The sequence below is a fragment of the Micromonospora fulviviridis genome (assembly GCF_014648395.1).
GTDB lineage: Bacteria > Actinomycetota > Actinomycetes > Mycobacteriales > Micromonosporaceae > Micromonospora > Micromonospora fulviviridis.
In genome coordinates, this window is the sequence record NZ_BMRA01000004.1 from 149005 (window position 1) to 172927 (window position 23923).

General features: G+C 74.5%; 20 protein-coding genes and 1 pseudogene. 10 read left to right on the forward strand and 11 right to left on the reverse strand.

What is annotated here, in order from left to right; all coding sequences use genetic code 11:
* Positions 1-5: 5 nt before the first annotated feature.
* Together IEY96_RS12075 and IEY96_RS12080 are read right to left on the reverse strand one after the other, a co-directional pair.
* Positions 6-929, reverse strand: a pseudogene (locus IEY96_RS12075) (ACP S-malonyltransferase); the annotation flags it as partial.
* A gap of 78 nt (positions 930-1007) precedes the next feature.
* Entirely contained in the window at positions 1008-2309 is a 1302-nt protein-coding gene (locus IEY96_RS12080) for a PucR family transcriptional regulator (RefSeq protein ID WP_308429902.1), read from the reverse strand.
* A 55-nt stretch (positions 2310-2364) separates the two neighbouring features.
* On the opposite strand from IEY96_RS12080, the gene IEY96_RS12085 reads away from it, so the two are divergent.
* The gene (locus tag IEY96_RS12085) at positions 2365-2910 is read left to right on the forward strand and encodes an orotate phosphoribosyltransferase (protein WP_189194917.1); all 546 of its coding nucleotides are present in this window, start codon (positions 2365-2367) and stop codon (positions 2908-2910) included.
* Between the two features lie 2 nt (positions 2911-2912).
* Here IEY96_RS12085 and IEY96_RS12090 read toward each other — a convergent pair whose 3' ends face one another.
* Entirely contained in the window at positions 2913-3773 is an 861-nt protein-coding gene (locus tag IEY96_RS12090; protein WP_189194918.1) for a septum formation family protein, read from the reverse strand.
* A 182-nt stretch (positions 3774-3955) separates the two neighbouring features.
* Between IEY96_RS12090 and IEY96_RS12095 the strand changes: the two genes are divergently transcribed.
* A complete protein-coding gene (locus tag IEY96_RS12095) occupies positions 3956-4291 on the forward strand; it encodes a hypothetical protein (protein WP_189194919.1) in 336 nt (111 codons plus the stop codon).
* A 36-nt stretch (positions 4292-4327) separates the two neighbouring features.
* Positions 4328-5254 (forward strand): NADP-dependent oxidoreductase, encoded by a 927-nt coding sequence (locus tag IEY96_RS33140; RefSeq protein WP_189194920.1) that lies wholly within the window; start codon positions 4328-4330, stop codon positions 5252-5254.
* 10 nt (positions 5255-5264) lie between these two features.
* Here IEY96_RS33140 and IEY96_RS12105 read toward each other — a convergent pair whose 3' ends face one another.
* Positions 5265-5927 (reverse strand): hypothetical protein, encoded by a 663-nt coding sequence (locus IEY96_RS12105; RefSeq protein WP_189194921.1) that lies wholly within the window; start codon positions 5925-5927, stop codon positions 5265-5267.
* 243 nt (positions 5928-6170) lie between these two features.
* Between IEY96_RS12105 and IEY96_RS12110 the strand changes: the two genes are divergently transcribed.
* Entirely contained in the window at positions 6171-6752 is a 582-nt protein-coding gene (locus IEY96_RS12110) for a copper resistance CopC family protein (protein ID WP_229791555.1), read from the forward strand.
* Positions 6753-6811: 59 nt separating this feature from the next.
* Here IEY96_RS12110 and gltX read toward each other — a convergent pair whose 3' ends face one another.
* Genes gltX through IEY96_RS12125 form a run of 3 tightly spaced genes read right to left on the reverse strand, consistent with a single transcriptional unit; the run spans position 6812 to position 10876 of the window.
* Positions 6812-8221, reverse strand: a complete 1410-nt coding sequence (gene gltX / locus IEY96_RS12115) for a glutamate--tRNA ligase (RefSeq protein WP_189194922.1) — start codon at positions 8219-8221, stop codon at positions 6812-6814.
* A 49-nt stretch (positions 8222-8270) separates the two neighbouring features.
* A complete protein-coding gene (locus tag IEY96_RS12120; RefSeq protein WP_189194923.1) occupies positions 8271-9548 on the reverse strand; it encodes an MFS transporter in 1278 nt (425 codons plus the stop codon).
* The gene (locus tag IEY96_RS12125) at positions 9545-10876 is read right to left on the reverse strand and encodes a GH1 family beta-glucosidase (RefSeq protein ID WP_189194924.1); all 1332 of its coding nucleotides are present in this window, start codon (positions 10874-10876) and stop codon (positions 9545-9547) included. Before IEY96_RS12125 ends, IEY96_RS12120 begins: the two co-directional genes overlap by 4 nt.
* 187 nt (positions 10877-11063) lie before the next feature.
* Here IEY96_RS12125 and IEY96_RS12130 point away from each other — a divergent pair, with 187 nt between their 5' ends.
* On the forward strand, positions 11064-11510 hold the full coding sequence (locus IEY96_RS12130) for an SRPBCC family protein (RefSeq protein ID WP_091319671.1): 447 nt from the start codon (positions 11064-11066) through the stop codon (positions 11508-11510).
* Positions 11511-11594: 84 nt separating this feature from the next.
* Here the strand turns inward: IEY96_RS12130 and IEY96_RS12135 are convergent, their stop codons facing one another.
* Complete coding sequence (locus IEY96_RS12135; protein ID WP_189194925.1) at positions 11595-12122, reverse strand: PadR family transcriptional regulator; 528 nt, start codon at positions 12120-12122, stop codon at positions 11595-11597.
* Positions 12123-12196: 74 nt separating this feature from the next.
* On the opposite strand from IEY96_RS12135, the gene IEY96_RS12140 reads away from it, so the two are divergent.
* Complete coding sequence (locus IEY96_RS12140) at positions 12197-13018, forward strand: alpha/beta fold hydrolase (protein ID WP_189194926.1); 822 nt, start codon at positions 12197-12199, stop codon at positions 13016-13018.
* 111 nt (positions 13019-13129) lie between these two features.
* Here the strand turns inward: IEY96_RS12140 and aceE are convergent, their stop codons facing one another.
* A complete protein-coding gene (gene aceE, locus IEY96_RS12145; protein ID WP_189194927.1) occupies positions 13130-15874 on the reverse strand; it encodes a pyruvate dehydrogenase (acetyl-transferring), homodimeric type in 2745 nt (914 codons plus the stop codon).
* A 199-nt stretch (positions 15875-16073) separates the two neighbouring features.
* Between aceE and IEY96_RS12150 the strand changes: the two genes are divergently transcribed.
* Positions 16074-16478: a YjbQ family protein gene (locus tag IEY96_RS12150; protein ID WP_189194928.1), complete on the forward strand. Its 405-nt coding sequence runs from the start codon at positions 16074-16076 to the stop codon at positions 16476-16478.
* A gap of 62 nt (positions 16479-16540) precedes the next feature.
* Here the strand turns inward: IEY96_RS12150 and IEY96_RS12155 are convergent, their stop codons facing one another.
* Positions 16541-18193, reverse strand: coding sequence for an alkaline phosphatase D family protein (locus IEY96_RS12155; RefSeq protein WP_189194929.1), 1653 nt, complete (start codon positions 18191-18193; stop codon positions 16541-16543).
* Positions 18194-18330: 137 nt separating this feature from the next.
* On the reverse strand, positions 18331-19101 hold the full coding sequence (locus IEY96_RS12160) for an AraC family transcriptional regulator (RefSeq protein ID WP_189194930.1): 771 nt from the start codon (positions 19099-19101) through the stop codon (positions 18331-18333).
* An 88-nt stretch (positions 19102-19189) separates the two neighbouring features.
* Between IEY96_RS12160 and IEY96_RS12165 the strand changes: the two genes are divergently transcribed.
* The 3 genes from IEY96_RS12165 (at position 19190) to IEY96_RS12175 (ending at position 23891) form a co-directional block, all read left to right on the forward strand.
* Entirely contained in the window at positions 19190-20632 is a 1443-nt protein-coding gene (locus tag IEY96_RS12165; RefSeq protein WP_229791556.1) for an MFS transporter, read from the forward strand.
* Between the two features lie 37 nt (positions 20633-20669).
* The gene (locus tag IEY96_RS12170; protein ID WP_189194931.1) at positions 20670-21152 is read left to right on the forward strand and encodes a MarR family winged helix-turn-helix transcriptional regulator; all 483 of its coding nucleotides are present in this window, start codon (positions 20670-20672) and stop codon (positions 21150-21152) included.
* A 276-nt stretch (positions 21153-21428) separates the two neighbouring features.
* Positions 21429-23891, forward strand: coding sequence for a thiamine pyrophosphate-dependent enzyme (locus tag IEY96_RS12175; RefSeq protein WP_373293565.1), 2463 nt, complete (start codon positions 21429-21431; stop codon positions 23889-23891).
* Positions 23892-23923: the final 32 nt, after the last annotated feature.

The window sequence follows — 23923 nt, forward strand, 5'->3', positions numbered from 1 at the left end:
GCTCATGCCTGCCCGCCGTGCCGGGCGATCAGGTCCCGCGCCGAGGGCAGGTCGTCGGGGGTGTTGAGGGTGACGATCTCCGGCGCGCCCTCGCCCTTGAGTTCGCGCTTGACGAGGCCCGCCAGGGTGCCGGCCGGCGGAAGCTCGATGACGCCGGTGACGCCGCGGTCGGCCAGGGTGCGCATGCACAGGTCCCAGCGGACCGGGGCGGTCACCTGGCGGACCAGCCGCTGCACCATCTCCCGGCCGTCGGCGACCGCGCCGCCGTCCAGGTTGGAGAGCAGGATCCGGGCCGGATCGGCCGGGGTGATGCCGGCGGCCACCTCGGCCAGGGCGGCCTCGGCCGGGGCCATGTACGGCGTGTGGAAGGCGCCGGCCACCTTGAGCATGATCACCCGGGCCCGGGCCGGCGGCTCGGCGGCGAGCTTCTCCAGGCCGGTCACCGCGCCGGCGGCGACGATCTGGCCGGCGCCGTTGCGGTTGGCCGGGTGCAGGCCGTGCGCCTCCAGGGCGGCGAGCACCTCGTCCGGGTCGCCGCCGAGCACGGCGGCCATCCCGGTCGGCTCCAGCGCGCAGGCGGCGGCCATCTCCCGGCCGCGTACGCCGGCGAGGCTCACGGCCGCCTCGGCGGTGAGCACCCCGGCCAGGGCCGCTGCGCCCAGCTCGCCGACGCTGTGGCCGGCGACCACCGCGACGTCCTGCATGGGCAGGTGCTCGCCGGCGAGCAGCGCGGCCGCGACCAGCAGCGGCTGGGTGCGGGCGGTGTCCTTGATCTCGTCGGCGTCGGCCTCGGTGCCGAGGTGGAGCAGGTCGACCCCGGCAAGCGCCGACCACGAGCGCAGGCGCTCCGCCGCACCGGGCAGGTCGAGCCAGGGAGTCAGGAAACCGGGCTTCTGGGAACCCTGTCCGGGTGAGAGTACGGCGAGCACGCTTACGACTCTGACGGATACTCGCGGGTCGCGCTGTAACGCACGGCACCAAACCGCACTAGAAGCTTTGGAGGATACCTACAAAGATCGGCGCCGATCATCACCTGTCTGCGGCGTTTTGTTGCCACCTGAGGCGGATGTCTGGCTCGGGACCGGTGCGACGCCCGGGACCACGGGGTCGAGCCGGCCCACCGTCAGGGCCACCTGGAGGGTGAACGCGTCGCGCGGGGTGAGCGGGGAGAAGCCGGCCACCTCGGCCACCCGCTTGAGGCGGTAGCGCACCGTGTTCGGGTGCACGAAGAGCGCCCGGGCCGCGCTCTCCAGCGTGCCGCCGGCCGCGAAGAACGCGTCCAGCGTCTCCAGCAGCTCGCCGCCGGCCCGGGCGAGGGGCGCGTACACGTCGTGGCGCAGCCGGCGGCGGGCCTCGGCGTCCCCGGCCAGCGCCCGCTCGGGCAGCAGGTCGGCGGCGGGGACCGGGCGGGGCGCGGTCGGCCAGGCCGGCGCGGCCCGGAAGCCGGCCAGCGCGGCGCGCGCCGAGTCGGTCGCCTCGTCGAGGCTGGGCACGGCCGGGCCGACCACCACCGGGCCCTCCCCGAACGCGGTGAGCAGCTTCTCCGTGGCGGCCACCGGGTCGGCCGCACCGCCCAGCACGATGACCAGCCGGTCGCCGTGCACGCCGCCGATCACCTCGACCCCGATCCGGCGGGCCTGCCGGTAGACGGTGTGCAGCACGGCCGCCACCTCGCCGCCGGGGGAGCGGCCCACCGCCACCGCCACCGGCGGCGCGTCCGACCAGCCCAGCGCCGCCGCCCGGCTGGCCAGCACGTCCGGCGAGTCGCCGCGCAGCAGGGCGTCGACGAGCAACGCCTGCAACCGGGCGTCCCAGGAGCCCCGCGTCTCGGCGGCGCGGGCGTAGACCCGGGCGGCGGCGAAGGCGATCTCCCGGGAGAAGCGCAGCACCGCCTCCCGCAGCAACTGCTCCTCGCCCTTCACGGCGAGGTGCGACACCTGCTCCTCGACCACCTCGATGGTCACCTTGATCAGCGCCACGGTCTGCTGGAGGGTGATCGAGCGCGCGAGGGCCTGCGGCGCGGCGGCGAAGACCTCGTCCGACACCTCCTGGGTGCTGTCGGTCGCGCCACCGCCCTGGTGCAGCCACTGCACCAGCGACCGGACACCGGCCTGGGCCACCAGCATCACCCAGGAGCGCTGGTCGGCCGGCAGCTCCCGGAACCAGGGCAGCGTCTCGTCCATCCGCGCCACGCTGGCCGTGGACAGCGCGCCCGCCGCCCGCTCGATACGGCGCAGCGTCGCCGACAGTTCGGTCCCGCCCGGTTCGCTCACCGCACCAGCCTGACACGCTCTGACCAGCGGCTCCACTTCGAGGCCCGCCCGCCGGACGGGCGATGGCGGCGAGCGGCGACAATGATCTCCCGTGACCGACACCCCGCGCGCCCTCGCCGACCTCGCCCGCGACATCGACGCCACCTGCCGCCTCACCGGACATTTCGTGCTCCGCTCCGGCCGGACCGCCGACGAGTACTTCGACAAGTACCGGTTCGAGGCCGACCCGGTGCTGCTGGACCGGGTCGCCGCCGGCCTCGCCGGGCTGGTCCCGCCCGGCACCGAGGTGCTGGCCGGCCTGGAGATGGGCGGCATCCCCGTGGTCACCGCGCTGGCCCGGCACGTCGGGCTGCCCTGCGCGTTCGTCCGCAAGACCGCCAAGGCGTACGGGACCGCCCGGCTGGCCGAGGGCGCGGACGTCGCCGGGCGGCGGGTGCTGGTGGTGGAGGACGTGGTGACCTCGGGCGGCCAGGTGGTGATCTCCACGGGCCAGCTCCGGGAGCTGGGCGCGACCGTCGCGCACGCGCTGTGCGTGATCGACCGGGGCGAGGGCGGCGCGGAGGCGCTCGCCGGACACGGCATCGCGCTGCGCGCCCTGCTCACCCGCGCCGACCTGGACGCCGCCCGCCGGCCCTAGGGTCAGCGGCGTGGCGGCAGCCGGCGCACCCCGACGCCGGCGAGCGACCGGGTCAGCGGCCTGCCGTCGGTGTGCAGCAGGCAGAGCACCGACGTGTCCCCGGCGGCCAGGTCCTCATCGGTCGGCGGCAGGATGAGCGACCGCAGCCGGCGGCGTACCTCCTCGTCGTCGGCGAGGCCGACGTACCGGGCGATGACGCCGTAGCAGCCGTCCGTCATCTCGTCGGACCGGATCTCCTCGCCGTACGGCACGTCGTCGGCCCACCAGATCCCGGCGAACTCCGTCCGGTGCGGGCCCGTGCAGGAGGCCGGGGGCAGGGCCGTCAGCTCGTCGTCCCGGCCGAAGGTGGCGTTGTAGCAGCCGTGGCGCAACGGGGAGGACGGCGAGCTCAGCGCGCCCTTGAGGCTGTTGGCCCGGGGGGACGGCTCGTAGAGGTCGAGGGCGACGATCTCCACCAGGTCGCAGCGGTACCACCGCTCGGCCGCCGCCCAGCCCTCGGTGGTGGGCAGCACCAGCCGCAGCGACAGCCGCCCGACCACCCAGTCGCCGCCGAGGAACTCCCGTGTCGCCGTGGCGCACGACGACCAGGCCCGCAGCGCCGCGTCCGAACCGGTCACGGGTGGGCCGTCGGACTCGGCGTCGGGCCCGGCGAATCGGCTCACCAGGAACGTCTCGGCCTCGTGCCGCTCCGTGCAGTCGACGGGCCGGTACGCCTCCCCGCTGGCGTTGTCGCCCGGAGCCTGATGGCACACGCCGGCCTGCGGCATGAACCCGGAGGCGGTCTCGCTGGTCAGCAGGCCGCACCCGGCGACCGGACCCGCGGCGAGCGCCAGGAGGAGTGCGACGACCTTCCGGAGACCCATCCCCACCCCTTCCGCGCCCGGACGGGCGGAAGCGTACGACAGGTCCGGGCCCGCGTGCGGTCCCGCGCGGACGATCTCCACGGGTACGCGCTGACGACCCCGTCGGGCCCGGCCAGTACGGTGTCAGAGCACGTCGGGGTGAGGACCGCCCGACGGGCGATGGCGAGCGTGAGGAGACCGGGATGGCGCACGGGGAGGCCGAGCACGGCTGCGCCCAGGGTGAGCCCTGCCGGCCGGGCCACCACGACCAGCAGGCGTCCGCCAAGCACCCGCGCCGGACGGGCCTGACCCATCCGGCCGAGTCGGCCGCCGGCTGGGCGCCCGAGCGCGCGGACGACGAGCCGCCCGTGCCCCGCCAGCGGGCCACCGAGCCGGGGACCCCGGCCGGGCCCGAGCCGGAGCCGGCGCAGGGCTGCCGCAGCGACCTGCCCGGTTGGGCGGGCGCCCACCGGCACGGCGCGGTTCGGCCGCGCAGTCGCGCGGTGCGCCGGGAGCGACCGCCGCGCCGCTGGTGCTGACCCCGCGGTCGCCGTCCGGCGACTAGCGTGTGCGGGGTGAGGGCGATCGCGATCGACGCGTACGGCGGGGTTGACCGGCTCGCCCTGCGCGAGCTGCCCACCCCGCCGGTGGGACCGGACACGGTCCTGGTCCGGGTGCGGACCGCCGGGGTGAACCCCGTCGACGGGAAGATCCGCGAGGGGCACCTGGCCGCCCTGATGCCGAGCCACTTCCCGCTGGTGCCCGGCTGGGACGCCGCCGGGGTGGTCGAGGCGGTCGGGCCGGCGGTGGCCGGGTTCGCCGTCGGTGACGAGGTGATCGGCTACGTCCGGCGCGACGACGTGCAGCACGGCACGTACGCGGAGCTGGTTCCGGCCCCGGAGCGGTGCCTGGCGGACAAGCCGGTGCAGGCGTCCTGGGCGGAGGCCGGGGGGCTGCCGCTGGCCGGGCTCACGGCCTACCAGGCGTTGCAGCTGGCCCGCACCGGTGCGGGCGACACGGTGCTGGTGCACGGCGCGTCGGGCGGGGTGGGGCACCTGGCGGTGCAGCTGGCCCGGGCGCTCGGCGCCGGCCGGGTGATCGGCACGGCGAGCGAGGCCAACCACGACTTCGTCCGGTCGCTGGGCGCGGAGCCGGTCAGCTACGGCGACGGCCTGCTGGACCGGGTCCGCGCCGTCGTGCCCGACGGGGTGGACGTGGCGCTGGACCTGTTCGGTGGCGACGCGCTGGACGTCTCCGCCGAACTGCTGGCCCGGCCGGCGCGGCTGGTCTCCACGGCCGACCCGGAGCATGTCGCCCGGCTCGGCGGCAGCTACGTCTTCGTGAAGCCGTCCACGGCCGACCTGGGTGTGCTGGCCGGTCTGGTCGACGCCGGCCGGCTCACCGTGCACGTTGCCCGGACGTTCCCGCTGGCCGAGGCGGCCGAGGCACAGCGCCTGGTGGCGGCGGGACACGTCCGGGGCAAGGTGGTGCTGGAGGTCTGAGCCCGGGGGCTCAGCGGGTGCGGCGGCGCACCAGCAGCGCGATGCCGGCGAGACCGGCGGTGATGACCACCATCACCCCGACGTTGAGCAGCAGCAGCCGCTGGAGCTCGCCGAGCGCCTCGTCGATGTCCTGCACCGGGTCGAGGGCTTCCTCCGGGATGACCCGCTCGCCGCCGCCGATGCCGCCGCTGATCGTGTCGAACTGCCGCTCCAGCGGCACCCCCACGGTGCGGAGCGTCTCGGACATGTTGAGCCGGCCGAAGAACCAGCCGGCCCGGGTCTTGCTCAGGTCGGGCTGCTTGGCCGGCCGGTAGACCCGGGGGCCGCCCTTGGCGAGCGGGTAGAGGTCGTAGGTCTTCGTCGGCGAGCCCGCGTAGAGCACCACGACCGTGTACTTGGGGCCGAGGTCCTTGGCCGCCGGGCCGCGCTGCTGGCCGCTGGCGCCCAGCCACTTGACCTGGTCGACGACCATGTTCACCTCGGCGGGCCGGGTGTCGGCGCGCAGTTGCAGCGGCTGGTCGAGCCGGTGGCCGGTGATGTCCACACCGGCCGGTGCGAGCTTGGGCTTGGGCGCCGCCTGCGCCGCTGCCGCGCCGGTGAGGGCCAGCGAGCACGCGATCGCCACCACCGCCCCGGCCGCGGCTGCCAGCAGCCGCTTCACCTTTCGGACCATCGCCGCCTCCTCGCCCCGTTCGATGGGTGGCTTCCGCTGCAGATCGCGCTGGATCGGCCGACGGTGGTCGCCGGGCGCGGGCCGGCGTCCACCTTCAAAGACTCCGCAGGATGTCGCTGGGTTGCAGCTGCTGGGAGAGTATTTGGAACTATTTGCGATCTGCGACCGACCAACAGAGCGGCCGATGATCGGCGGCCGGATCGTACCCGGATGGAGGGGTTCATGGGGGGCAAGGTCGCCCGCGTGGCGCATGGCTTGTTGGTGCTCGGGGTGGCGGCCGGGTTGTCGGTGCTGCTGCCGGCCGCGCCGGCGGCCGCGCACAACTCGCTGACCGGTAGCGATCCGAAGAACGGGGCGCGGGTGGCCACCGCGCCGAAGCGGATCGAGCTCCGGTTCCTCGCGTCGCCGGCGCCCGCCACGACGAAGATCACAATCACCGGGCCGGACAACGTGCCCGCCGCCGGCGGCGCGCCGACCTTCGCCGCCAACCGGGTGAGCGTGCCGTTCGCCCCGGGCGCGGCCGGTCTCTACATCGTGACGTACCGGATCGGCTCGGCCGACGGCCACCCGGTCAGCGGGGAGATCCGCTTCACCCTGACCACCGGCACGGCCGCCGCGCCGCCGTCGACCACCCCGGCCCCGACCGGCGCCGCGCCGACCTCCCCGGCGACCCCGCCCACGACCTCCCCGGCGGCCCCGACGCCCGCGGCGGACGAGGTGGACGACGACGGGGGTACGGGTTGGCTGTGGGCGATCGGCGTCGCCGTGGTGCTGGTCGTGCTGGGCGCGGGCCTGTTGCTGCGCCGCCGGTCCGCCCGCGGCTGACCCCGCGTACGCGAAAAGGGGCCCGCCGGACGACCGGCGGGCCCCTCGCGATCCGGGGATCAGAACAGGCGCACCCGGGCGGCCCGCAGCCGGGCCAGCGTCCGCTCGCGGCCGAGCACCTCCAGCGACTCGAACAGCGGCAGCCCGACGGTGCGGCCCGTGACCGCGACCCGGACCGGCGCCTGCGCCTTGCCCAGCTTCAGGCCGCGCTCCGCGCCGACCGCCTCCAGCGTGGACTTCAGCGACTCGGCGTCCCAGGACTCCAGGGCCTCGAACGCGGCGATCGCCGCGTCCAGCAGGTCGGCCGCGCCCTCCTTCATCGCCTTCGCCCAGGCCGCCTCGTCGATCAGCGGGTCGGCCAGGAAGAGGAAGTCGACGTTCGGCACGATCTCGCTGAGCACCGCGATTCGCGTCTGCGCGAGCGGCGCCACCGCGGCGAACGCGGCGGGGTCGAACTCCGCCGGCTGCCAGGGCGGCGGGGCGATCGTGTCGGTGCCGGTCAGCCAGGGCTGGCAGGCGGCGACGAACTCCTCGACCGGCAGCGCCCGGATGTAGTCGCCGTTGAACGCGCGCAGCTTCTTCTCGTCGAAGAACGCCGGGGAGGGGTTCACCTCCTCCAGCCGGAACTCCTCCTCGATGACCGACCAGGGCACGATCTCCCGGTCGCCGGAGGGGGCCCAGCCGAGCAGCATCAGGTAGTTGCGCATGGCCTCGGCGAGGTAGCCCTCGTCCCGGTACGCCTCCAGGGCGACCTTGTCTCGCCGCTTGGACAGCTTCTGCCGCTTCTCGTTGACCACCACCGGCACGTGCGCCCAGACCGGCGGCTTGACGCCGAGCGCGTCCCAGAGCAGCTGCTGCTTCGGCGTGTTGGGCAGGTGCTCCTCGGCCCGGATCACGTGGGTGATCCCCATGGTCATGTCGTCGACCACGTTGGCGAGCAGGAAGACCGGCGAGCCGTCGCCGCGGGCGATGACGAAGTCCTCGATCAGCTTGTTCTCGAAGGTCGGCTCGCCGCGGATGAGGTCGACCACCACGGTCTCGCCCTCGTCCGGGGTGCGGAACCGCAGCGCCCGGCCCTCGCCGGGACCGAGGCCCTTGTCGCGGTGGTAACCGTCGTAGCCCTGGTACTGCGAGCCGGTACGCGCCTGCACGTCCTCCCGGGTGCAGTCGCAGTAGTACGCCCGGCCGCCCTCGTACAGCCGCTGCGCGGCGGCCCGGTGCTCACCCGCGTACGAGGACTGGAAGTACGGGCCCTCGTAGCTGCCCCGCGCGATGCCGATCCAGTCGAGCGCGGAGAGGATGCCCTCGGTCCACTCGGGCTTGTTGCGGGCCGCGTCGGTGTCCTCGATGCGGAGCACGAACACCCCGCCCTGCTGCTTGGCGTAGATCCAGTTCTGCAGGGCCGAGCGGGCGCCGCCGACGTGGAACATTCCGGTCGGGGAGGGGGCGAAGCGTACACGTACCGTCACGTCCCCCAGCCTACGGCGGCCCGCGATCGCTTTCCGGCAGGGGGCCGGTTCAGGGCACCGCCTTGATCTTGAGGACGAGGACGCTGCCGACCAGGGTGACCGCCGCGGTGACCGCGTACAGGGTGGGATAGCCGCCCAGGTGGACCACGATCGGCGCGGAGAGCGCCGGGCCGAGCACCTGCGGCGCCGAGTTGGCGATGTTGATCACGCCGAGGTCCTTGGCCCGGTCGGTGGCGGCCGGCAGCACCTGGGTGATGAGCGCGGCGTCCACCGCGAGGTAGACCCCGTAGCCGGCGCCGAGCAGCAGCGCGGCGACGATCGCCATGGGCCAGGTCGGGGCCACGGCGAGCAGCACCGCCGCCACCGCCATGATCAGCCCGGAGACGATCACGAAGACCTTGCGCCGGCCGGAGCGGTCGGAGAGCCGCCCGGCCACCACGGCGGTGAGCATCATGCCGACCGTGTAGAGCAGGATCAGCACGAGCAGGGCGCCCTCGGGGTCGGCCACCCGCACCCCGTCGGTGAGGAAGTAGAGCAGGTAGAGCGTGCCCAGCGCGTTGCCGGTCTGCACCAGGAAGCGGGTGAACCAGGCCCAGGCGAAGTCGGGGTGCCGGCGTGGGCTGATCCACATCGAGGCGAGCAGCGCGCGCGGCCGCAGCGCCGACCGGTGCTCCCGGGGCAGCGGGTCGTCCTGGGTGAGCAGCGCGAACGGCAGGGACAGCAGCAGCACGGCGAGCGCGATGGCGGCGTACCCGGCGGCGTTGCCGGTGACCACGGCGGTGACCAGCACCGCGCCGACCACCAGGCCGAGCGCCTGCGGGATGCCCACCCAGCCGGAGACGCCGCCGCGCTGCGCCACCGGCACCCGGTCCGGGATGGCGGCGGTGAGGCTGGCCAGCATGGCGTTGAAGCAGACCTGGGCGGCGACCCAGGCGACCGCCACCCCGGCGATGCTGTCCTGCCGGGCGAGCGCCACCAGGGCGAACGCGCCGACCACCGCGCCCGTGGCGGTCCAGACGTGCCGGCGGCCGAGGTGCCGGTTCGCCAGGCGCAGCGAGGTGCGGTCGGACAGCGCGCCCGCCAGGGGGTTCGCCAGCACGGCGGCGAGCGCGCCGAGGCCGGTGACCACCGCCAGCATGGCCTCCTTGTCGGCCGGCGCGATCCGTTCCACCTGCTGCGGCAGGAGCACCTGGATCGGGGTGAAGAAGGCCATCCAGACGCCCAGGTTGGCCGCGAAGATCAGCGCGATCCAGTTCCGCCGCACCGGCACGGTCGGCTCGGCGAGCGCCGCCGGCAGCGAGGCCGGCGTGGGGTTGACGGTGGTCATCGCCGGACCAGGTCCCGGAACCAGGCGTACGACGACTTCGGGGTGCGCCGCTGGGTGGCGTAGTCGACGTGCACGAGCCCGAACCGCTTGGTGAAGCCCTCGGCCCACTCCCAGTTGTCCAGCAGCGACCAGACGAAGTACCCGCTCACCGGCACCCCGGCGGCCATCGCCTCGCGCACCGCCCGCAGGTGCCCGTCCAGGTACGCGATCCGGTCCGGGTCGGGCACCCGGCCGTCGGCGTCCGGCACGTCGTCGTACGCGCAGCCGCTCTCGGTGATCTGGATGGGCGGCAGCGCGTCGCCGTACCGGTGGCGGAGCTGGAGCAGCAGCTCGCGCAGCCCGTCCGGGGCCACCGGCCAGTCGAAGGCGGTACGCGGGTAGCCGTCCAGCGGCACGATCTCGAACGGCAGCGGCGAGTCCTCCTCGGCGGGCGCCCGGATGCCGGTCGGGTTGTAGTAGTTCACCCCGAGCACGTCGATGGGAGCGGCGATCACGTCGAGGTCGCCGGCGCGGATGACGGCCGGGTCGAAGCCCGGCTCCTCGGGGTAGCCGCGGCCGAGCAGCGGGTCGGTGAAGAGCCGGTTGTGCAGCGCGTCGTACGCCGCCCCGGCGGCCCGGTCGGCGTCGGTCTCCCCGGCCAGCCGCACGGGGGAGTAGTTGTTGGCGATGGCCACCGGCGCGGTGCCGCGGGCGCGCAGCGCGGAGACCGCGAGGCCGTGCCCGAGAAGCTGGTGGTGGGCCACCGGGAAGGCGTCGAAGAGCAGCATCCGGCCGGGGGCGTGCACGCCCATGCCGTGCCCCAGGCTCATGTGGATGAACGGCTCGTTGAGGGTGATCCAGAGCTTCACGCGGTCGCCGAGGCGGGCGGCGACCAGGTCGGCGTACTCGGCGAAGCGGTCGGCGGTGTCCCGGTTCAGCCAGCCGCCGGCGTCCTCCAGGGCCTGCGGCAGGTCCCAGTGGAAGAGGGTGGCGACCGGGTCCACGCCGGCGGCGAGCAGGGCGTCCACGAGCCGGTCGTAGAAGTCCAGCCCGGCCGGGTTCGCCGGGCCCGCGCCGGTGGGTTGCACCCGCGGCCAGGCGATGGAGAACCGGTACGCGGACACCCCGAGCCCGGCCAGCAGGCCGACGTCCTCGGCGTACCGGTGGTAGTGGTCGCACGCCTCGTCGCCGGTGCTGCCGTCGATGATCCGGCCGGGGGAGTGGGCGAAGGTGTCCCAGATGGACGGTCCGCGGCCGTCGGCGGTGACCGCCCCCTCGATCTGGTACGCGGAGGTGGACACCCCCCACCGGAAGCCGGCGGGGAAGTCGGGCATCGGCGCGCTCGTCATTCGCCCTCCCAGAAACGCGAAGCGTGCTCGCGACTCTAGGGCTCGCGGGGCCGACGCGCCATAGGCCCCGGAAGGCAGGCGGGGCAAGGGTTTTCGGCGTGTCTTTTCCAAACCCGTCCGCTTAAGTCCGATTTACACATAGAGTGCCGAATATCGCGGATGTGTTTTAAGTGGGGGAAAGATAGACATGATCCTCGTGGAACGCAGTGCGCACGTGGTGGCGCCGGTGGAAGCGGTCTGGGACGTCGTGCAGCGGGCCGAGCAGTTGCCGGCCTGGCTGGCGGGGGTCCGCGCGGCCGAGGTCCTCTCGGGGGAGGGCTTCGGGCGGCGACAACTGGTCCAGGCCGGGCGCGGCGCCGCACACGAGGCCGAGGTCATCGCCTACCAGGAGCCGACCCTGATCGGTTGGCGCGAACGGGCCAGGGGCGCCGGGGCCCGGGCCGAGGCGCGCACCGAGATCTACGTACAGCTCACCCCGGACGAGGAGGAGGGCGGGACAGTCGTGCGGCTCATCGTCGTACGGTGGCCCGCCGGGCCGGTCAAGGCCGCCCTGCTGCGGCTCGGCCTGCGCCGGGTCGGCGCCGATCTGGAGGACTCGCTGGCCCGGCTCACCGACCTGGCCGCCGTCGGCTGACCGAGCCTGTCCCGGCGTCGCCCGCGATGGTGATGGTCCGGCGTCCCCGCCAGGGACGCCGGACCATCGTCACCTCCGCCGCGCTCAGGCCGCCCGCAGTTCCGTGATGGTGGCCCGCAGCCAGGACCGCTCGGCCCGGCTGATCTCCCGGGCCATCACCAGCATCCCGCGCCGGAAGGGGTCGGCCTGCTCGGCGGCCCGCTGCGGCCGGTCGCCGGTGGCGAAGAAGCTCGCCGGCTGGTCGAGGAAGGCCAGTCGGCGTTCCAGCACCGCCGCCTGCGCGGCCGGCTCGTCGAGCTGGCTCAGGAAGGCGAGCAGCGTGAAGAACCGGTTCTGGTCGGTGACGTCCAACTCCGCCGGATCCCGCAACCGTCGCCGCAGCTCCTCCCGCCCCGCCAGGGTCAGCGAGAGGGTGTGCCGCGGCGCCGCCGCCGCGCCGGGCTCCCGTTGCCGGCTGACCAGCCCGGCCCGCTCCAGCCGGTTGATCGCCGGGTAGAGGCTGCCGTCGCTCACCGGCCGGGCGTACCCGGCGAGGCGCGTGATGCGGCTCTTCAGCTCGTACCCGTGCAGCGGTTCCTCGCCGAGGAACCCCAGGATCGCCAACTCAAGCACCCCCGCATTCTGCCTTGCCCGCCGTCCTTGTACCTCGATACGGTGTACCTCGCTTCGAGGTATAGGGGAATGGCATGCGCATCACGGGACACGGCGGGACCGGGCTCAACGTGGTCGACTTCGGGGGCGACGGCCCCGGCATCCTGCTGCTGCACGGGCTCACCGGCCGGGCCGCCAACTGGACGGCCACCGCCCGCTGGCTCACCCGCCACGGCCGGGTGGTCGGCTACGACGCCCGCGGGCACGGCCACAGCGACAAGCCCGACGGCCCGTACGACCGCCCGGCGTACGTCGGCGACGCGGTCGCGGTGATCGAGGCGCTCGACCTGGGTCCGGCGCTGGTGGTCGGCCACTCGATGGGCGGCCTCACCGCCTGGCAGCTCGCCGGCGCCCGGCCGGACCTGGTCCGCGGCGTGGTGATCGCCGACATGAACCCGGTGACCCCGCCCGACCTGGTCGACCGCTGGCGTCGGTGGCTGGCCGACTGGCCGGTGCCCTTCCCCACCCTGGCCGACGTGCGGGACTACTTCGGGGCCGCTCGGCGCACCGAGGGGGAGTCCTTCGTGGAGGTGATGGCCGGCGGCCCGGACGGCTGGCGCCCGCTGGCCCGCCCCGAGCACCTGCTCGCCTCCCTGGCGCACTGGGCGGACCGCGACCACCGGCCGGAACTCGGCTCGGTCCGCTGCCCGGCGCTCGTGGTGGCCGGGGCGGACAGCGACCAGCCGGTCGACCGGCAACGGGAACTCGCCGACCTGCTGCCCGACGGCCGCTTCGCGCTCGTACCCGATGCCGGCCACGTGCTGCACTACGACAACCCGTCCCGCTGGCGGGCGGCCGTCGAACCGTTCGTCGCCGAGCTGGCCCCGGCCCGGCGTCACCCGGTGCCCGGCCGGTAGCAGGACCACAGGTGCCTCCGGGCCTCCGAGGCGCCCGTGACGTTCCACGTGGCCCCCGTGCAACGACGAGGGGCCCGGCGCGGGTGCGCCGGGCCCCTCGTGCGGGACAGGTCAGCTGTCGCCGCCGGTCTCCCCGACCGGAGCGGCGTTGACGTCGTCCAGCGCGTACTTCTTGGCGGCCTCGGCCGGCACGTGGGCCGGCACCGCGCCGCGCAGGGCGAGCTGGCGCAGCGCCGCGACGGCCACCGACTCGGCGTCCACGTGGAAGTGGCGGCGCAGCGCGTGCCGGGTGTCCGACATGCCGAAGCCGTCGGTGCCGAGCGAGGTGTAGTCGCCGGGCACCCAGCGGGCGATCAGGTCCGGCACCGCGCGCATCCAGTCGCTCACCGCGACCTTCGGCCCGTCGGCGTCGGCCAGCTTCCGCTGGATGTACGGCACCCGCTGCTCGCCGCCCGGGTTGAGCAGGTTGTGCTCCTCGCACTCCACCGCGTCCCGGCGCAGCTCGGTCCAGGAGGTCACCGACCAGACGTCGGCGGCCACGCCCCAGTCCTCGGCGAGCAGCTTCTGCGCCTTGAGCGCCCACTGCATGCCCGTGCCGGAGGCCAGGATGTTGGCCTTCGGCGCGTCCCCGTCGACCTGCGGGGCCGGCGAGTAGCGGTAGATGCCCTTGACGATGCCCTCGACGTCCACGCCCTCCGGCTCGGCCGGCTGGAAGATCGGCTCGTTGTAGACGGTGAGGTAGTAGAAGATGTTCTCCTGCGCCTCGCCGTACATCCGGTGCAGGCCGTTCTCCATGATGTGCGAGATCTCGAAGGCGAACGCCGGATCGTAGGCGGCCACCGCCGGGTTGGTGGCGGCGAGCAGCAGCGAGTGGCCGTCCTCGTGCTGGAGGCCCTCACCGTTGAGCGTGGTCCGGCCGGCGGTCGCGCCCAGCAGGAAGCCCCGCGCCATCTGGTCGGCCGCGGCCCAGAGCCCGTCGCCGGTCCGCTGGAACCCGAACATCGAGTAGAAGATGTAGAGCGGGATCATCGGCTCGTCGTGCGTGGCGTACGACGTGCCGGCCGCGGTGAACGAGGCGACCGAGCCGGCCTCGTTGATCCCCTCGTGCAGGATCTGGCCGGTGGTGGCCTCCTTGTACGACAGGAACAGCTCCCGGTCCACCGAGGTGTACCGCTGGCCGTGCGGCGAGTAGATCTTCGCCGTCGGGAAGAGCGAGTCCATGCCGAAGGTGCGGGCCTCGTCCGGGATGATCGGCACCCAGCGCTTGCCGAACTCCTTGTCCTTCATCAGGTCCTTGAGCAGGCGGACGAAGGCCATGGTGGTGGCCACCTTCTGCTTGCCCGAGCCGCGCTTGACGTCGGAGAAGCGCTCGGCGCCCGGGATCTGCAGCGTCTTGCCGGTGGTCCGGCGGGTCGGCAGGTAGCCGCCGAGCTGCTTGCGCCGCTCGTGCAGGTACTCCACCTCGTCGGACTTCTCGCCCGGGTGGAAGTACGGCGGGAGGTACGGGTTGTCCTCCAGCTGCTTGTCCGGGATGTCCAGGTAGAGCCGGTCGCGGAAGAGCTTGAGGTCCTCCAGCGTCAGCTTCTTCATCTGGTGGGTGGCGTTGCGCGCCTCGAAGTGCGAACCCAGCGTCCAGCCCTTGATGGTCTTGGCCAGGATCACCGTCGGCTGGCCGGTGTGCTCCATGGCCGCCTTGTAGGCCGCGTAGAGCTTCCGGTAGTCGTGGCCACCCCGCTTGAGGTTCCAGATCTCGTCGTCGCTCAGGTGCTCGACCATCTTGCGGGTCCGCGGGTCGCGGCCGAAGAAGTGCTCCCGGACGTACGCCCCGGACTCCGCCTTGTAGGTCTGGTAGTCACCGTCGGGCGTGGTGTTCATGAGGTTGACCAGGGCGCCGTCGGTGTCCGCGGCGAGCAGCGGGTCCCACTCGCGGCCCCAGACCACCTTGATGACGTTCCAGCCGGCGCCCCGGAAGAACGCCTCCAGCTCCTGCATGACCTTGCCGTTGCCCCGCACCGGGCCGTCCAGCCGCTGCAGGTTGCAGTTGATCACGAAGGTGAGGTTGTCCAGCTCCTCGCGGGCGGCCACGCCGATCGCGCCGAGCGACTCGACCTCGTCCATCTCACCGTCGCCGAGGAACGCCCAGACGTGCTGCTGGGAGGTGTCCTTGATGCCCCGGTGGTGCAGGTAGCGGTTGAACCGGGCCTGGTAGATCGCGTTCATCGGCCCGAGGCCCATGGAGACGGTGGGGAACTCCCAGAAGTCCGGCATGAGCCGCGGGTGCGGGTACGACGGCAGGCCGCCGTTCGGGTGCGACAGCTCCTGCCGGAAGCCGTCGAGCTGGTCGGCGTTGAGCCGGCCCTCCAGGAACGCCCGCGCGTACATGCCGGGGGAGGCGTGGCCCTGGTAGAAGATGTGGTCGCCGCCGCCCGGGTGGTCCTTGCCCCGGAAGAAGTGGTTGAAGCCCACCTCGTAGAGGGACGCGGAGCTGGCGAAGGTGGAGATGTGGCCACCCACGCCGATCTCCGGCCGCTGCGCCCGGTGCACCAGCATGGCGGCGTTCCACCGGATGTAGGCCCGGAGCCGCCGCTCGATGTGCTCGTCACCCGGGAACCAGGGCTCGCGCTCCGGCGGGATGGTGTTGATGTAGTCGGTGGTCGTCAGCGACGGCACCCCGACCTGGCGCTCGCGGGCCCGCTCGAGCAGGCGCAGCATGACGTAGCGGGCGCGCTTGGTTCCGCGCTCGTCGATGACACCGTCAAGCGACTCGACCCATTCGCTGGTCTCTTCAGGGTCGATGTCCGGAAGCTGGCTCGGCAGACCAGCGGTGATCACCGGGCGCTTGCGTTCCGTAGCCACAGGCGTTCCCTCGGTTCTGTGTGGGATAGGTCTCTAGCGCCATCCTGCCCCCTGGTGGCGCTCGTCGTCACGTCTCCCTCCCCCAGACGCGACGCTGAACACAGGTACTCACCAGTAACTTTGCGCGACCACCGGGGTGTGCGGGACCGCCCGGCCGCCCCGGCGGCGGTTGCCGCCCGGTTGCGGCAGAATGCGCCGTATGCGTAGTGAGGTGATCACCGTCCAGACCGGGTCGCGGCCGACCGTCCGGGACATCACCAGCGAGGCCGAGCGGTTCGTCGCCGGGCAGGGGGACGGCCTGCTGCACGTCTTCGTGCCGCACGCCACCGCCGGCCTGGCGATCATCGAGACCGGCTCCGGCTCGGACGACGACCTGCTGCGGGCGCTCGACGACCTGCTCCCCGCCGACGACCGCTGGCGGCACCGGCACGGCTCGCCCGGGCACGGCCGGGATCACGTGCTGCCCGCCTTCGTCCCCCCGTACGCCACGCTGCCGGTGCTCGGCGGGCGGCTCCAGCTCGGCACCTGGCAGTCGATCTGCCTGGTCGACACCAACGGCGACAACCCCGGCCGGCAGGTCCGCTTCTCCTTCCTGCCCGGCTGACCGGCGGCACGGCGCGGGGGTGGCCGCCCGGTCCGGGCGGCCACCCCCGCGTACGACCCGGGTCAGGGGCGGACGGTCTCCGACTCCACCGTCTGCCGGCCCAGGTCAGCCGCCGCCTCCGGGTCCAGGCTCCGGGCGGCGGCCGGGGGCCGGTCGTACGTCAGGTTCAAGCCCGGCACCCGGTCCTCGATGACGAAGGTGGCCCGGGTGTGCGCGGGCGCGTCCGGCCGGCTCACGTACGGCAGCACGTCGAAGTTCGCGGCGAGCTGGGCCGGGGTGATCGTGGTGCGGACGTAGCCGCGCAGGTTGTTCTGGAAGCGCAGGTGCGGGTTGAACCTCAGCCACGGGTGCGAGCCGGTGGCCGAGTCCGCGCCGTCGCCGCCGGAGGTGATCGAGGAGCAGACCAGCTCACTGCCGACCGTGCGGGAGGTCGGGTCGGCGTAGTCCAGCTTGAGGTCGCTGGCCCAGTGCGCGTGCACGTCGCCGGTGAGCACCACCGGGTTGCGTACCCCGGCGGCCACCCAGCCCCGGGTGATCCGGTCCCGGGAGGCGACGTACCCGTCCCAGGCGTCCATGCTGGTCACGGTGAGCGGGCCGGAGTTGTTGTCCCGCTGGCCGAAGAAGACCTGCTGGCCGAGGATGTCCCAGCGGGCCTCGGAGCGGCGGAACCCGTCCAGCAGCCACGCCTCCTGCTCGGCCCCGGTGATCGACCGCGCCGGGTCGTACGCCGCCGCGCAGTCCTTGTAGCCGTCGCCGCAGCCCTGGTCGTCCCGGTACTGCCGGGTGTCGAGCATGTGGAAGGTGGCCAGCCGGCCCCAGCGCACCCGCCGGTAGAGCTGCATGTCGACGCCGCGCGGGATCGAGGTCCGCCGCAGCGGCATGTTCTCGTAGTACGCCTGGAACGCCGCCGCCCGCCGGGCCGGGAAGTCCGGGTCCGGCGCCTCGGGCACCTCGTCGGCCCAGTTGTTCTCCACCTCGTGGTCGTCGAAGACCACCACCCAGGGCGCGACCGCGTGCGCCGCCTGGAGGTCGGCGTCGGTCTTGTACTGGGCGTGCCGCTGCCGGTAGTTGGCCAGCGTCCGGGTCTCCGGCCCCTCGTGGTCGCGCGGGTTGCCGCCCGGCACGGTGTAGGTGTCCGGCGCGTACTCGTACTGGTAGTCGCCGAGGTGCAGGATCAGCTCCGGTTCGGTCTCGGCCAGCCGCCGGTACGCGGTGAACCAGCCGTGCTCGTACTGCGAGCAGGAGACGAAGCCCATGGCCAGCGAGTCCGGCAGGTGCCACGGCGCCGGCGCGGTGCGGGTGCGCCCGACCGGGGAGACCCACCGCTCGGCCCGGAACCGGTAGAAGTACTCCCGGCCGGGGAGCAGCCCGTCCAGTTCGACGTGCACGCTGTGCGCGGACTCCGGCCGTGCCGTCGCGGCCCCGCGGCGGACCACGTGCCGGAAGTTCTCGTCGGCGGCCAGTTCCCAGTGCACCGGCACCACCCGGGACGGCATCCCGCCCAGGCCGTCCTCGGCCAGCGGCTCGGGGGCCAGCCGGGTCCAGAGCACAAAGCCCTCGTGGTCCGGGTCGCCGGAGGCCACGCCGAGGGTGAACGGGTCGCGGCGCAGCGGGCCGGCGGCCGCCGCGCCGGCCGCGGCCGGCAGCCCGGTCACCACGCCGGCGGCGCCGAGCGCCGCGCCGCTGAGCAGGATGGTACGTCGGGACAGTGCCATCGGTTTCCTCCCCGGAGTCCGGTTCCTCGACTCCGGGCAGCCTCGCGACCGTCGATGTCCGGCAGGTGGCCGGCAGGCGACCGTGGACGGCACCTCTTGCCGAACAGCGAGCCCCGGCTGAATCCGGCGCGCCGGCGTCAGCCCAGCAGCCGGCGCAGCCGGCCCGGCGTGTGGCCCAGCTGGGCCCGGACCGTGCGGGTCAGGTGGGCCTGGTCGGCGAAGCCCAGCTCGACGGCGAGGCCGGCCAGGCTCTCCGCGCCCTCTTCGAGCCGGTCGAGGAGGCGCCCGACGCGCAGCCGGTTGCGGTAGCGGGTCAGCGGCACCCCGACCCGGGCCTGGAACTCCCGGCTGAGCCGGTAGGGCGAGACCCCGAGCGCCCGGGCCAGCGGCAGCAGCCCGGCGGCCTCGGGAGCCCCGTCGTGCAGGGCGGCCCGGGCCCGCTCGACCAGCCGCCCGTCCCGCCCGCTCCCACCCGCCGCCGGTCCGGTGGCCCCGCCGACCAGCCGGACCAGCCGCTCGGCCGCCGCGTGGTCGGGGTCGGCCGTGGCCCGCAGCAGCAGCCGGTGGGCCAGGTCCACCCTGGCGTCGACGTGCACCACGGCGGGCACGGGCCGGTCCGCGAACAGTTCCCGCCACAGCCGCTCCGACAGGTGCACCGAGGTGCACTCGTCCCCGCCCGCCGGGTGGGCGAAGCGTTCCTCCTCACCGGGCACGGTGAGGTAGGCCACGGTCGGCTCGACGAACTCGGCGCCGCCGCGCCCGGCCCGGCGGAAGCCGCCACGGCGGGTCAGCACCAGGCCGTGGGCGGTGGCCGGCTCGGGCGCGGACCAGCCCGTGTGGTCGTCCCGGCACCGCACCGCGCTGATCGTGAAGTCCGGGTGCGCCAGCAGAGGCACGGCGGTACGCATGCCGGTCAGGGTAGGCCGACCGGGTGACAGGACGGTCCCGCAAGGATCGACAAGACCGAGTGCCGCCCCGACCGGCAGGGTGGTGGCCGTGACCGAGTCGAACCGCCGGACCGCCGCCCTGCTCACCGTCCTGCTCACCGGGCAGGCGATGGCCTCCATGGACACCTCGATCGCGGCCGTGGCCGCGCCCGCGATCCGCGCCGACCTGGAAGGACCGCCGGCCGTGCAGCAGCTCGTGCTGGCCGGCTACACCCTCACCTTCGCCGTGCTGGTGGTGGTCGGGGCCCGGCTCGGCGCCCGGCACGGCGGTCCGCGGGTCTTCCTGCTCGGCCTGGCCGGGTTCACCCTCGCCTCGCTGGCCTGCGGTCTGGCCCCGGGGCCGGTCGCGCTGGTGCTGGCGCGGGTGGCCCAGGGCGCGGCCGGCGCGCTGATGGTGCCGCAGGTGCTGTCGCTGATCCAGTCGGCGGTCCCGGGCGCGGCCCGGGCGCGGGCGATCGGGGCGTACTCGATGGTGCTGGCCCTCGGCGTGGCCGCCGGCCAGGTCCTCGGCGGGCTGCTGGTGACCCTCGACCTCGGCGGGTTGACCTGGCGGCTCGCGTTCCTGGTCAACGTGCCGGTCGGCGTGGTGCTGCTGCTCGCCGGGCGCCGGGTCCTCGCCGGCCTGCCGGCCGATCCGCCCCGGCGGGAGCCGCTGGACCTGCCGGGCGCGTTCCTCCTCGCCGCCGCGATGCTCACCGTGGTGCTGCCCCTGGTGCTCGGCGGGGACCTCGGCTGGCCGGGGTGGGTCCGTGCCGCCGCGGTCGCCGCCGGCGCCGTCGGGCTGCGGCTCTTCCTCGGGTACGAGGTTCGGCGCGCCCGCCGCGACGCGGCCCCGCTGCTGGACGTGGCGGTGCTGCGCCACCCCGGGGTGCCGGCCGGTCTGCTCGCCTGCTGCGTGGTGATGGGCTGCTATGCCGGCTTCCTGTTCGTGCTCACCCTGCGGCTCCAGGACGGGCTGGGCTTCACCGCGCTGGCGGCGGGACTGGCCTTCCTCCCGTACGCCTCGGGTTTCGCGCTGTGCGGCCTGGCGGTGGCGCGGCTGCCGGAGCGGGCCCGGGCGGTGCTGCCGGTCGCCGGCCCGCCGGTGCTGGCGGCGGTCGTGGTGGCGCTGGCCGGGCTCGCCGCGGCGGGCTGGCCGTGGCCGGCGGGAAGCCTGCTGCTGGTGGTCGGCGGGGCGGCGCACGCGGCGGCGTTCAGCCCGCTGGTCACCCGCCTCACCGGCGTCGTGCCGGCCGGCGCGGCCGCGGCGCTCTCCGCGGCCGTCTCCACCGGCACGCTGCTCGCCGCCGTGCTGGGCGTGACCCTGGTCGGCGGCCTGCATCTCGCCCTGACCGCGGCCGGCCAGCACGGCCGTGGGCTCGCCCTGCCCCCGGCGCTCCTGACCGCCGGCCTGCTGCTGGCCGGCGCGGTCGCCGCGCGGCGGGCCACCCGCCCGGCGCCGGACACCCGACCGGTCCCGGGCGGTCCCGAGGTCGTCGGCTCGCGGCCGTGACCTGGGACGCCCGGCGCCGGTCAGTACGATGTGAGACATGGCGCAATCCACCGTCCCCACCGCCGGCTCCGACGCGGGCGACCTCTCCGGCCTGGCCGGGGACGCGGTGCGCCGGATCATGCACATCGCCTCGGCGATGCGGCACTACCAGGACGAGGAGATCGCCGCGCTGGGGCTCACCCCGGCCGTCGCCCGCGCCCTGCACGAGCTGGACCCCGACCGGCCGCTGCCCGCCCGGGACCTCGCCGAGCAGTTGCGCTGCGATCGCTCCAACGTCACCGGGCTGGTCGACAAGCTGGAGCAGGCCGGGCTGGTGGAGCGGCGGGTCGACCCCGCCGACCGGCGGCAGAAGACGCTGGTGGTGACCACCGAGGGCCGGCGGGTCCGGGAACGGGTCCGGCTGGTGATGTCCGACTCCCGACTGCTCGCCGGGCTCACCACCGGAGAGCTGGCCACCCTGCGTGAGCTGGTCTGGAAGGTCTCCGACGGCGGTTGCCCGGAGCAGTGCGGGGAGTCCTGACCCCGGCCGGGCGGAACGTGTCCGACTGGGCGAGGTGGGCTCCGGTCGGTAATGCTGTCCGACGTGAGCACCCCGCAAGATCTCGACGACCGGTTCCGGGCGGCCCTCACCGCGCTCGACGCGCCCACCCAGCGGCGTGACCTCGGTGAACCGCTGCCCGGTGGCGCGCCGCTGACCGGGGCGCAGGCCCTGGCCCTGTTCGACGCCCAGTTGACCAGCCGGCTGCTCGACCTCGCTGGACGCTGGCTGCGCAGCTTCGGTGAGGGGTACTACACGATCGGCTCCGCCGGCCACGAGGGCAACGCCGCGGTGGCCGCCGCGCTGCGGCCGACCGATCCCGCCCTCCTGCACTACCGGTCCGGTGCCTTCTACTGCCTGCGCGCCGCCCAGGCGGCGGGCGCCTTCCCGGCCGGCCCGGCAGTTCCCGACGCCGCCGGTCCGGCCGCCCTGATCCCCGACCCGCGAACCCCCGGCGACGACGGTGCGGACGCGGACCGCGCGCTCGACGCCGGAACGCCGGACTCCGAGCAGGACACCGGGTCGGCCGACCCCGGCGCGGACCCGCCCGGCCCCGACGCCGCCCGGTCCGACCCCGGCATGCCGCCGTCCGAGGCGGGGACGTCCCCGCCCGACGGCGTTGCCGGCTCCGACCCCGGCAGGCCGCCGTCCGACCCCGGCATGTCCCCGTCCGACGGCGCCCAGGTCGAGGCGGCGAGCCTGCCCACGGGGGTCGGGGTGGCCGTCGACGCCGCCGGCTCGGCGACGGCCGGCGTACCCGAACTGCCCCTGCCCGACCCCGACGACGCCTACGCGGCCGCCGCGCGCGACGTGCTGCGCGGGATGGTCGCCTCCGCGGAGGAGCCGATCGCCGGGGGCCGGCACAAGGTCTTCGGCCGGGCCGACCTCGCGGTCATTCCGACCACCTCCACCATCGCCTCGCACCTGCCCCGGGCGGTCGGCATGGGCCTCGCCCTGGAACGGCTGCGTCGTGGCGGCCGGCGGCCCGACGGGGACGCCGCGCCCTGGCCGCCGGACGCCATCGTGGTCTGCTCGTTCGGCGACGCCTCGGTCAACCACGCCACCGCCACGGCGGCGTTCAACACCGCCGGCTGGTACGACCACACCGGGCTGCGCATCCCGGTCCTCTTCGTCTGCGAGGACAACGGGCTGGGCATCAGCGTGCGCTCACCGCAGGGCTGGGTGGCCGCCACCCTGCGGGCCAGGCCGGGAATCCGCTACTTCGCCGCCGACGGGACGGACGTGGCCGAGGCGTACCGGGTGGCGGGGGAGGCGGCGGCCTGGGTACGCCGGCACCGGCGGCCGGCGGTGCTGCACCTGAGCACCGTGCGGCTGATGGGCCACGCCGGCGCGGACGCGGAGACGGCTTACCGGAGCCCCGCCGAGATCGCCGCGGACGAGGCGCGGGACCCGCTGCTGGCCACCGCCCGGCGGCTGGTCGAGGCCGGCTACGCCACCGGCGAGGAACTGCTGGCGCGGTACGACGAGCGCGGCTGGCAGATCCGCCGGCTCGCCGAGGAGGTGCTCGACGAGCCGAAGCTGGCCTCCCCGGTCGACGTGGTGGCCGAACTGGCCCCGCGCCGGCCGGTCCGCATCTCCCGGGCGGTCGCCGACGCCGGGACCCGGGCGGCGGGCCCGGATGCCGGCGCCCGTGCGGAGGCGTTCGGCGGCAAGGCGCCGGAGCTGGCCGGGCCGCTCACCCTGGCGCAGAGCATCAACGCGGCGCTGGCCGACGGGATGCTCGACCACCCCGGGATGGCCGTCTTCGGCGAGGACGTGGCCGCCAAGGGCGGGGTGTACGGGGTGACCAAGGGGCTGCGGGACAGGTTCGGGGCGGCACGGGTGTTCGACACCCTGCTGGACGAGACCTCGATCCTCGGGCTCGCGCTGGGCGCGGGCGTGACCGGGATGCTGCCGGTGCCGGAGATCCAGTACCTGGCGTACCTGCACAACGCCGAGGACCAGCTCCGGGGCGAGGCGGCCACCATGCGGTTCTTCTCCCGGGGGGCGTTCCGCAACCCCATGGTGGTCCGCGTGGCCGGGCTGGCGTACCAGGAGGGGTTCGGCGGGCACTTCCACAACGACAACTCGGTGGCCGTACTGCGGGACGTGCCGGGGCTGGTCATCGCGGTGCCGGCGCGCCCGGACGACGCCGCGCCGATGCTGCGTACCTGCCTGGCCGCCGCCGCGGTGGACGGCGCCGTGAGCGTCTTCCTGGAGCCGATCGCGCTCTACCACACCCGCGACCTCTACACCGAGGGCGACGGCGAGTGGCTGGCCGAGTACGCCGAGCCCGGCGCCTGGGCCGCCCGCCACGTGCCGATCGGCCGTGCCCGGGTCTACGGGGTCGGCTCCGCCGAGGACCTCACCATCATCACCTTCGGCAACGGCGTCCGGATGTCGCTGCGGGCGGCGGCCACCCTGGCCGACGAGGGGATCGGCTGCCGGGTGGTGGACCTGCGCTGGCTGGCCCCGCTGCCCGTGGCGGACATCATCCGGGAGGCCTCGGCCACCGGCCGGGTGCTGGTCGTCGACGAGACCCGCCGCTCCGGCGGGGTGGGCGAGGGCGTGATCGCCGCGCTGGTCGACGGCGGATACGTGGGAACGGCGCGCCGAGTGGCCGGACTTGACTCGTTTGTACCATTAGGTCCGGCAGCGCGTCAGGTTCTGGTCTCCGAGGAAGCCATCACCCAGGGTGCCCGTACGCTGCTGGCACGGTAAATTCCGTTCCACCCGGTGCGCCACTTGCGCGG

Bases quoted from the DNA above. Each gene is read 5' to 3' on its own strand.
- IEY96_RS12090 (WP_189194918.1), bottom strand. From the start codon at position 3,773: ATGGGTCTCCGGAAGGTCGTCGCACTCCTCCTGGCGCTCGCCGCGGGT.
- IEY96_RS12095 (WP_189194919.1), top strand. From the start codon at position 3,956: ATGGCGCACGGGGAGGCCGAGCACGGCTGCGCCCAGGGTGAGCCCTGC.
- IEY96_RS12105 (WP_189194921.1), bottom strand. From the start codon at position 5,927: ATGGTCCGAAAGGTGAAGCGGCTGCTGGCAGCCGCGGCCGGGGCGGTG.
- IEY96_RS12120 (WP_189194923.1), bottom strand. From the start codon at position 9,548: ATGACCACCGTCAACCCCACGCCGGCCTCGCTGCCGGCGGCGCTCGCC.
- IEY96_RS12125 (WP_189194924.1), bottom strand. From the start codon at position 10,876: ATGACGAGCGCGCCGATGCCCGACTTCCCCGCCGGCTTCCGGTGGGGG.
- IEY96_RS12130 (WP_091319671.1), top strand. From the start codon at position 11,064: ATGATCCTCGTGGAACGCAGTGCGCACGTGGTGGCGCCGGTGGAAGCG.
- IEY96_RS12140 (WP_189194926.1), top strand. From the start codon at position 12,197: ATGCGCATCACGGGACACGGCGGGACCGGGCTCAACGTGGTCGACTTC.
- IEY96_RS12150 (WP_189194928.1), top strand. From the start codon at position 16,074: ATGCGTAGTGAGGTGATCACCGTCCAGACCGGGTCGCGGCCGACCGTC.
- IEY96_RS12155 (WP_189194929.1), bottom strand. From the start codon at position 18,193: ATGGCACTGTCCCGACGTACCATCCTGCTCAGCGGCGCGGCGCTCGGC.
- IEY96_RS12160 (WP_189194930.1), bottom strand. From the start codon at position 19,101: ATGCGTACCGCCGTGCCTCTGCTGGCGCACCCGGACTTCACGATCAGC.
- IEY96_RS12170 (WP_189194931.1), top strand. From the start codon at position 20,670: ATGGCGCAATCCACCGTCCCCACCGCCGGCTCCGACGCGGGCGACCTC.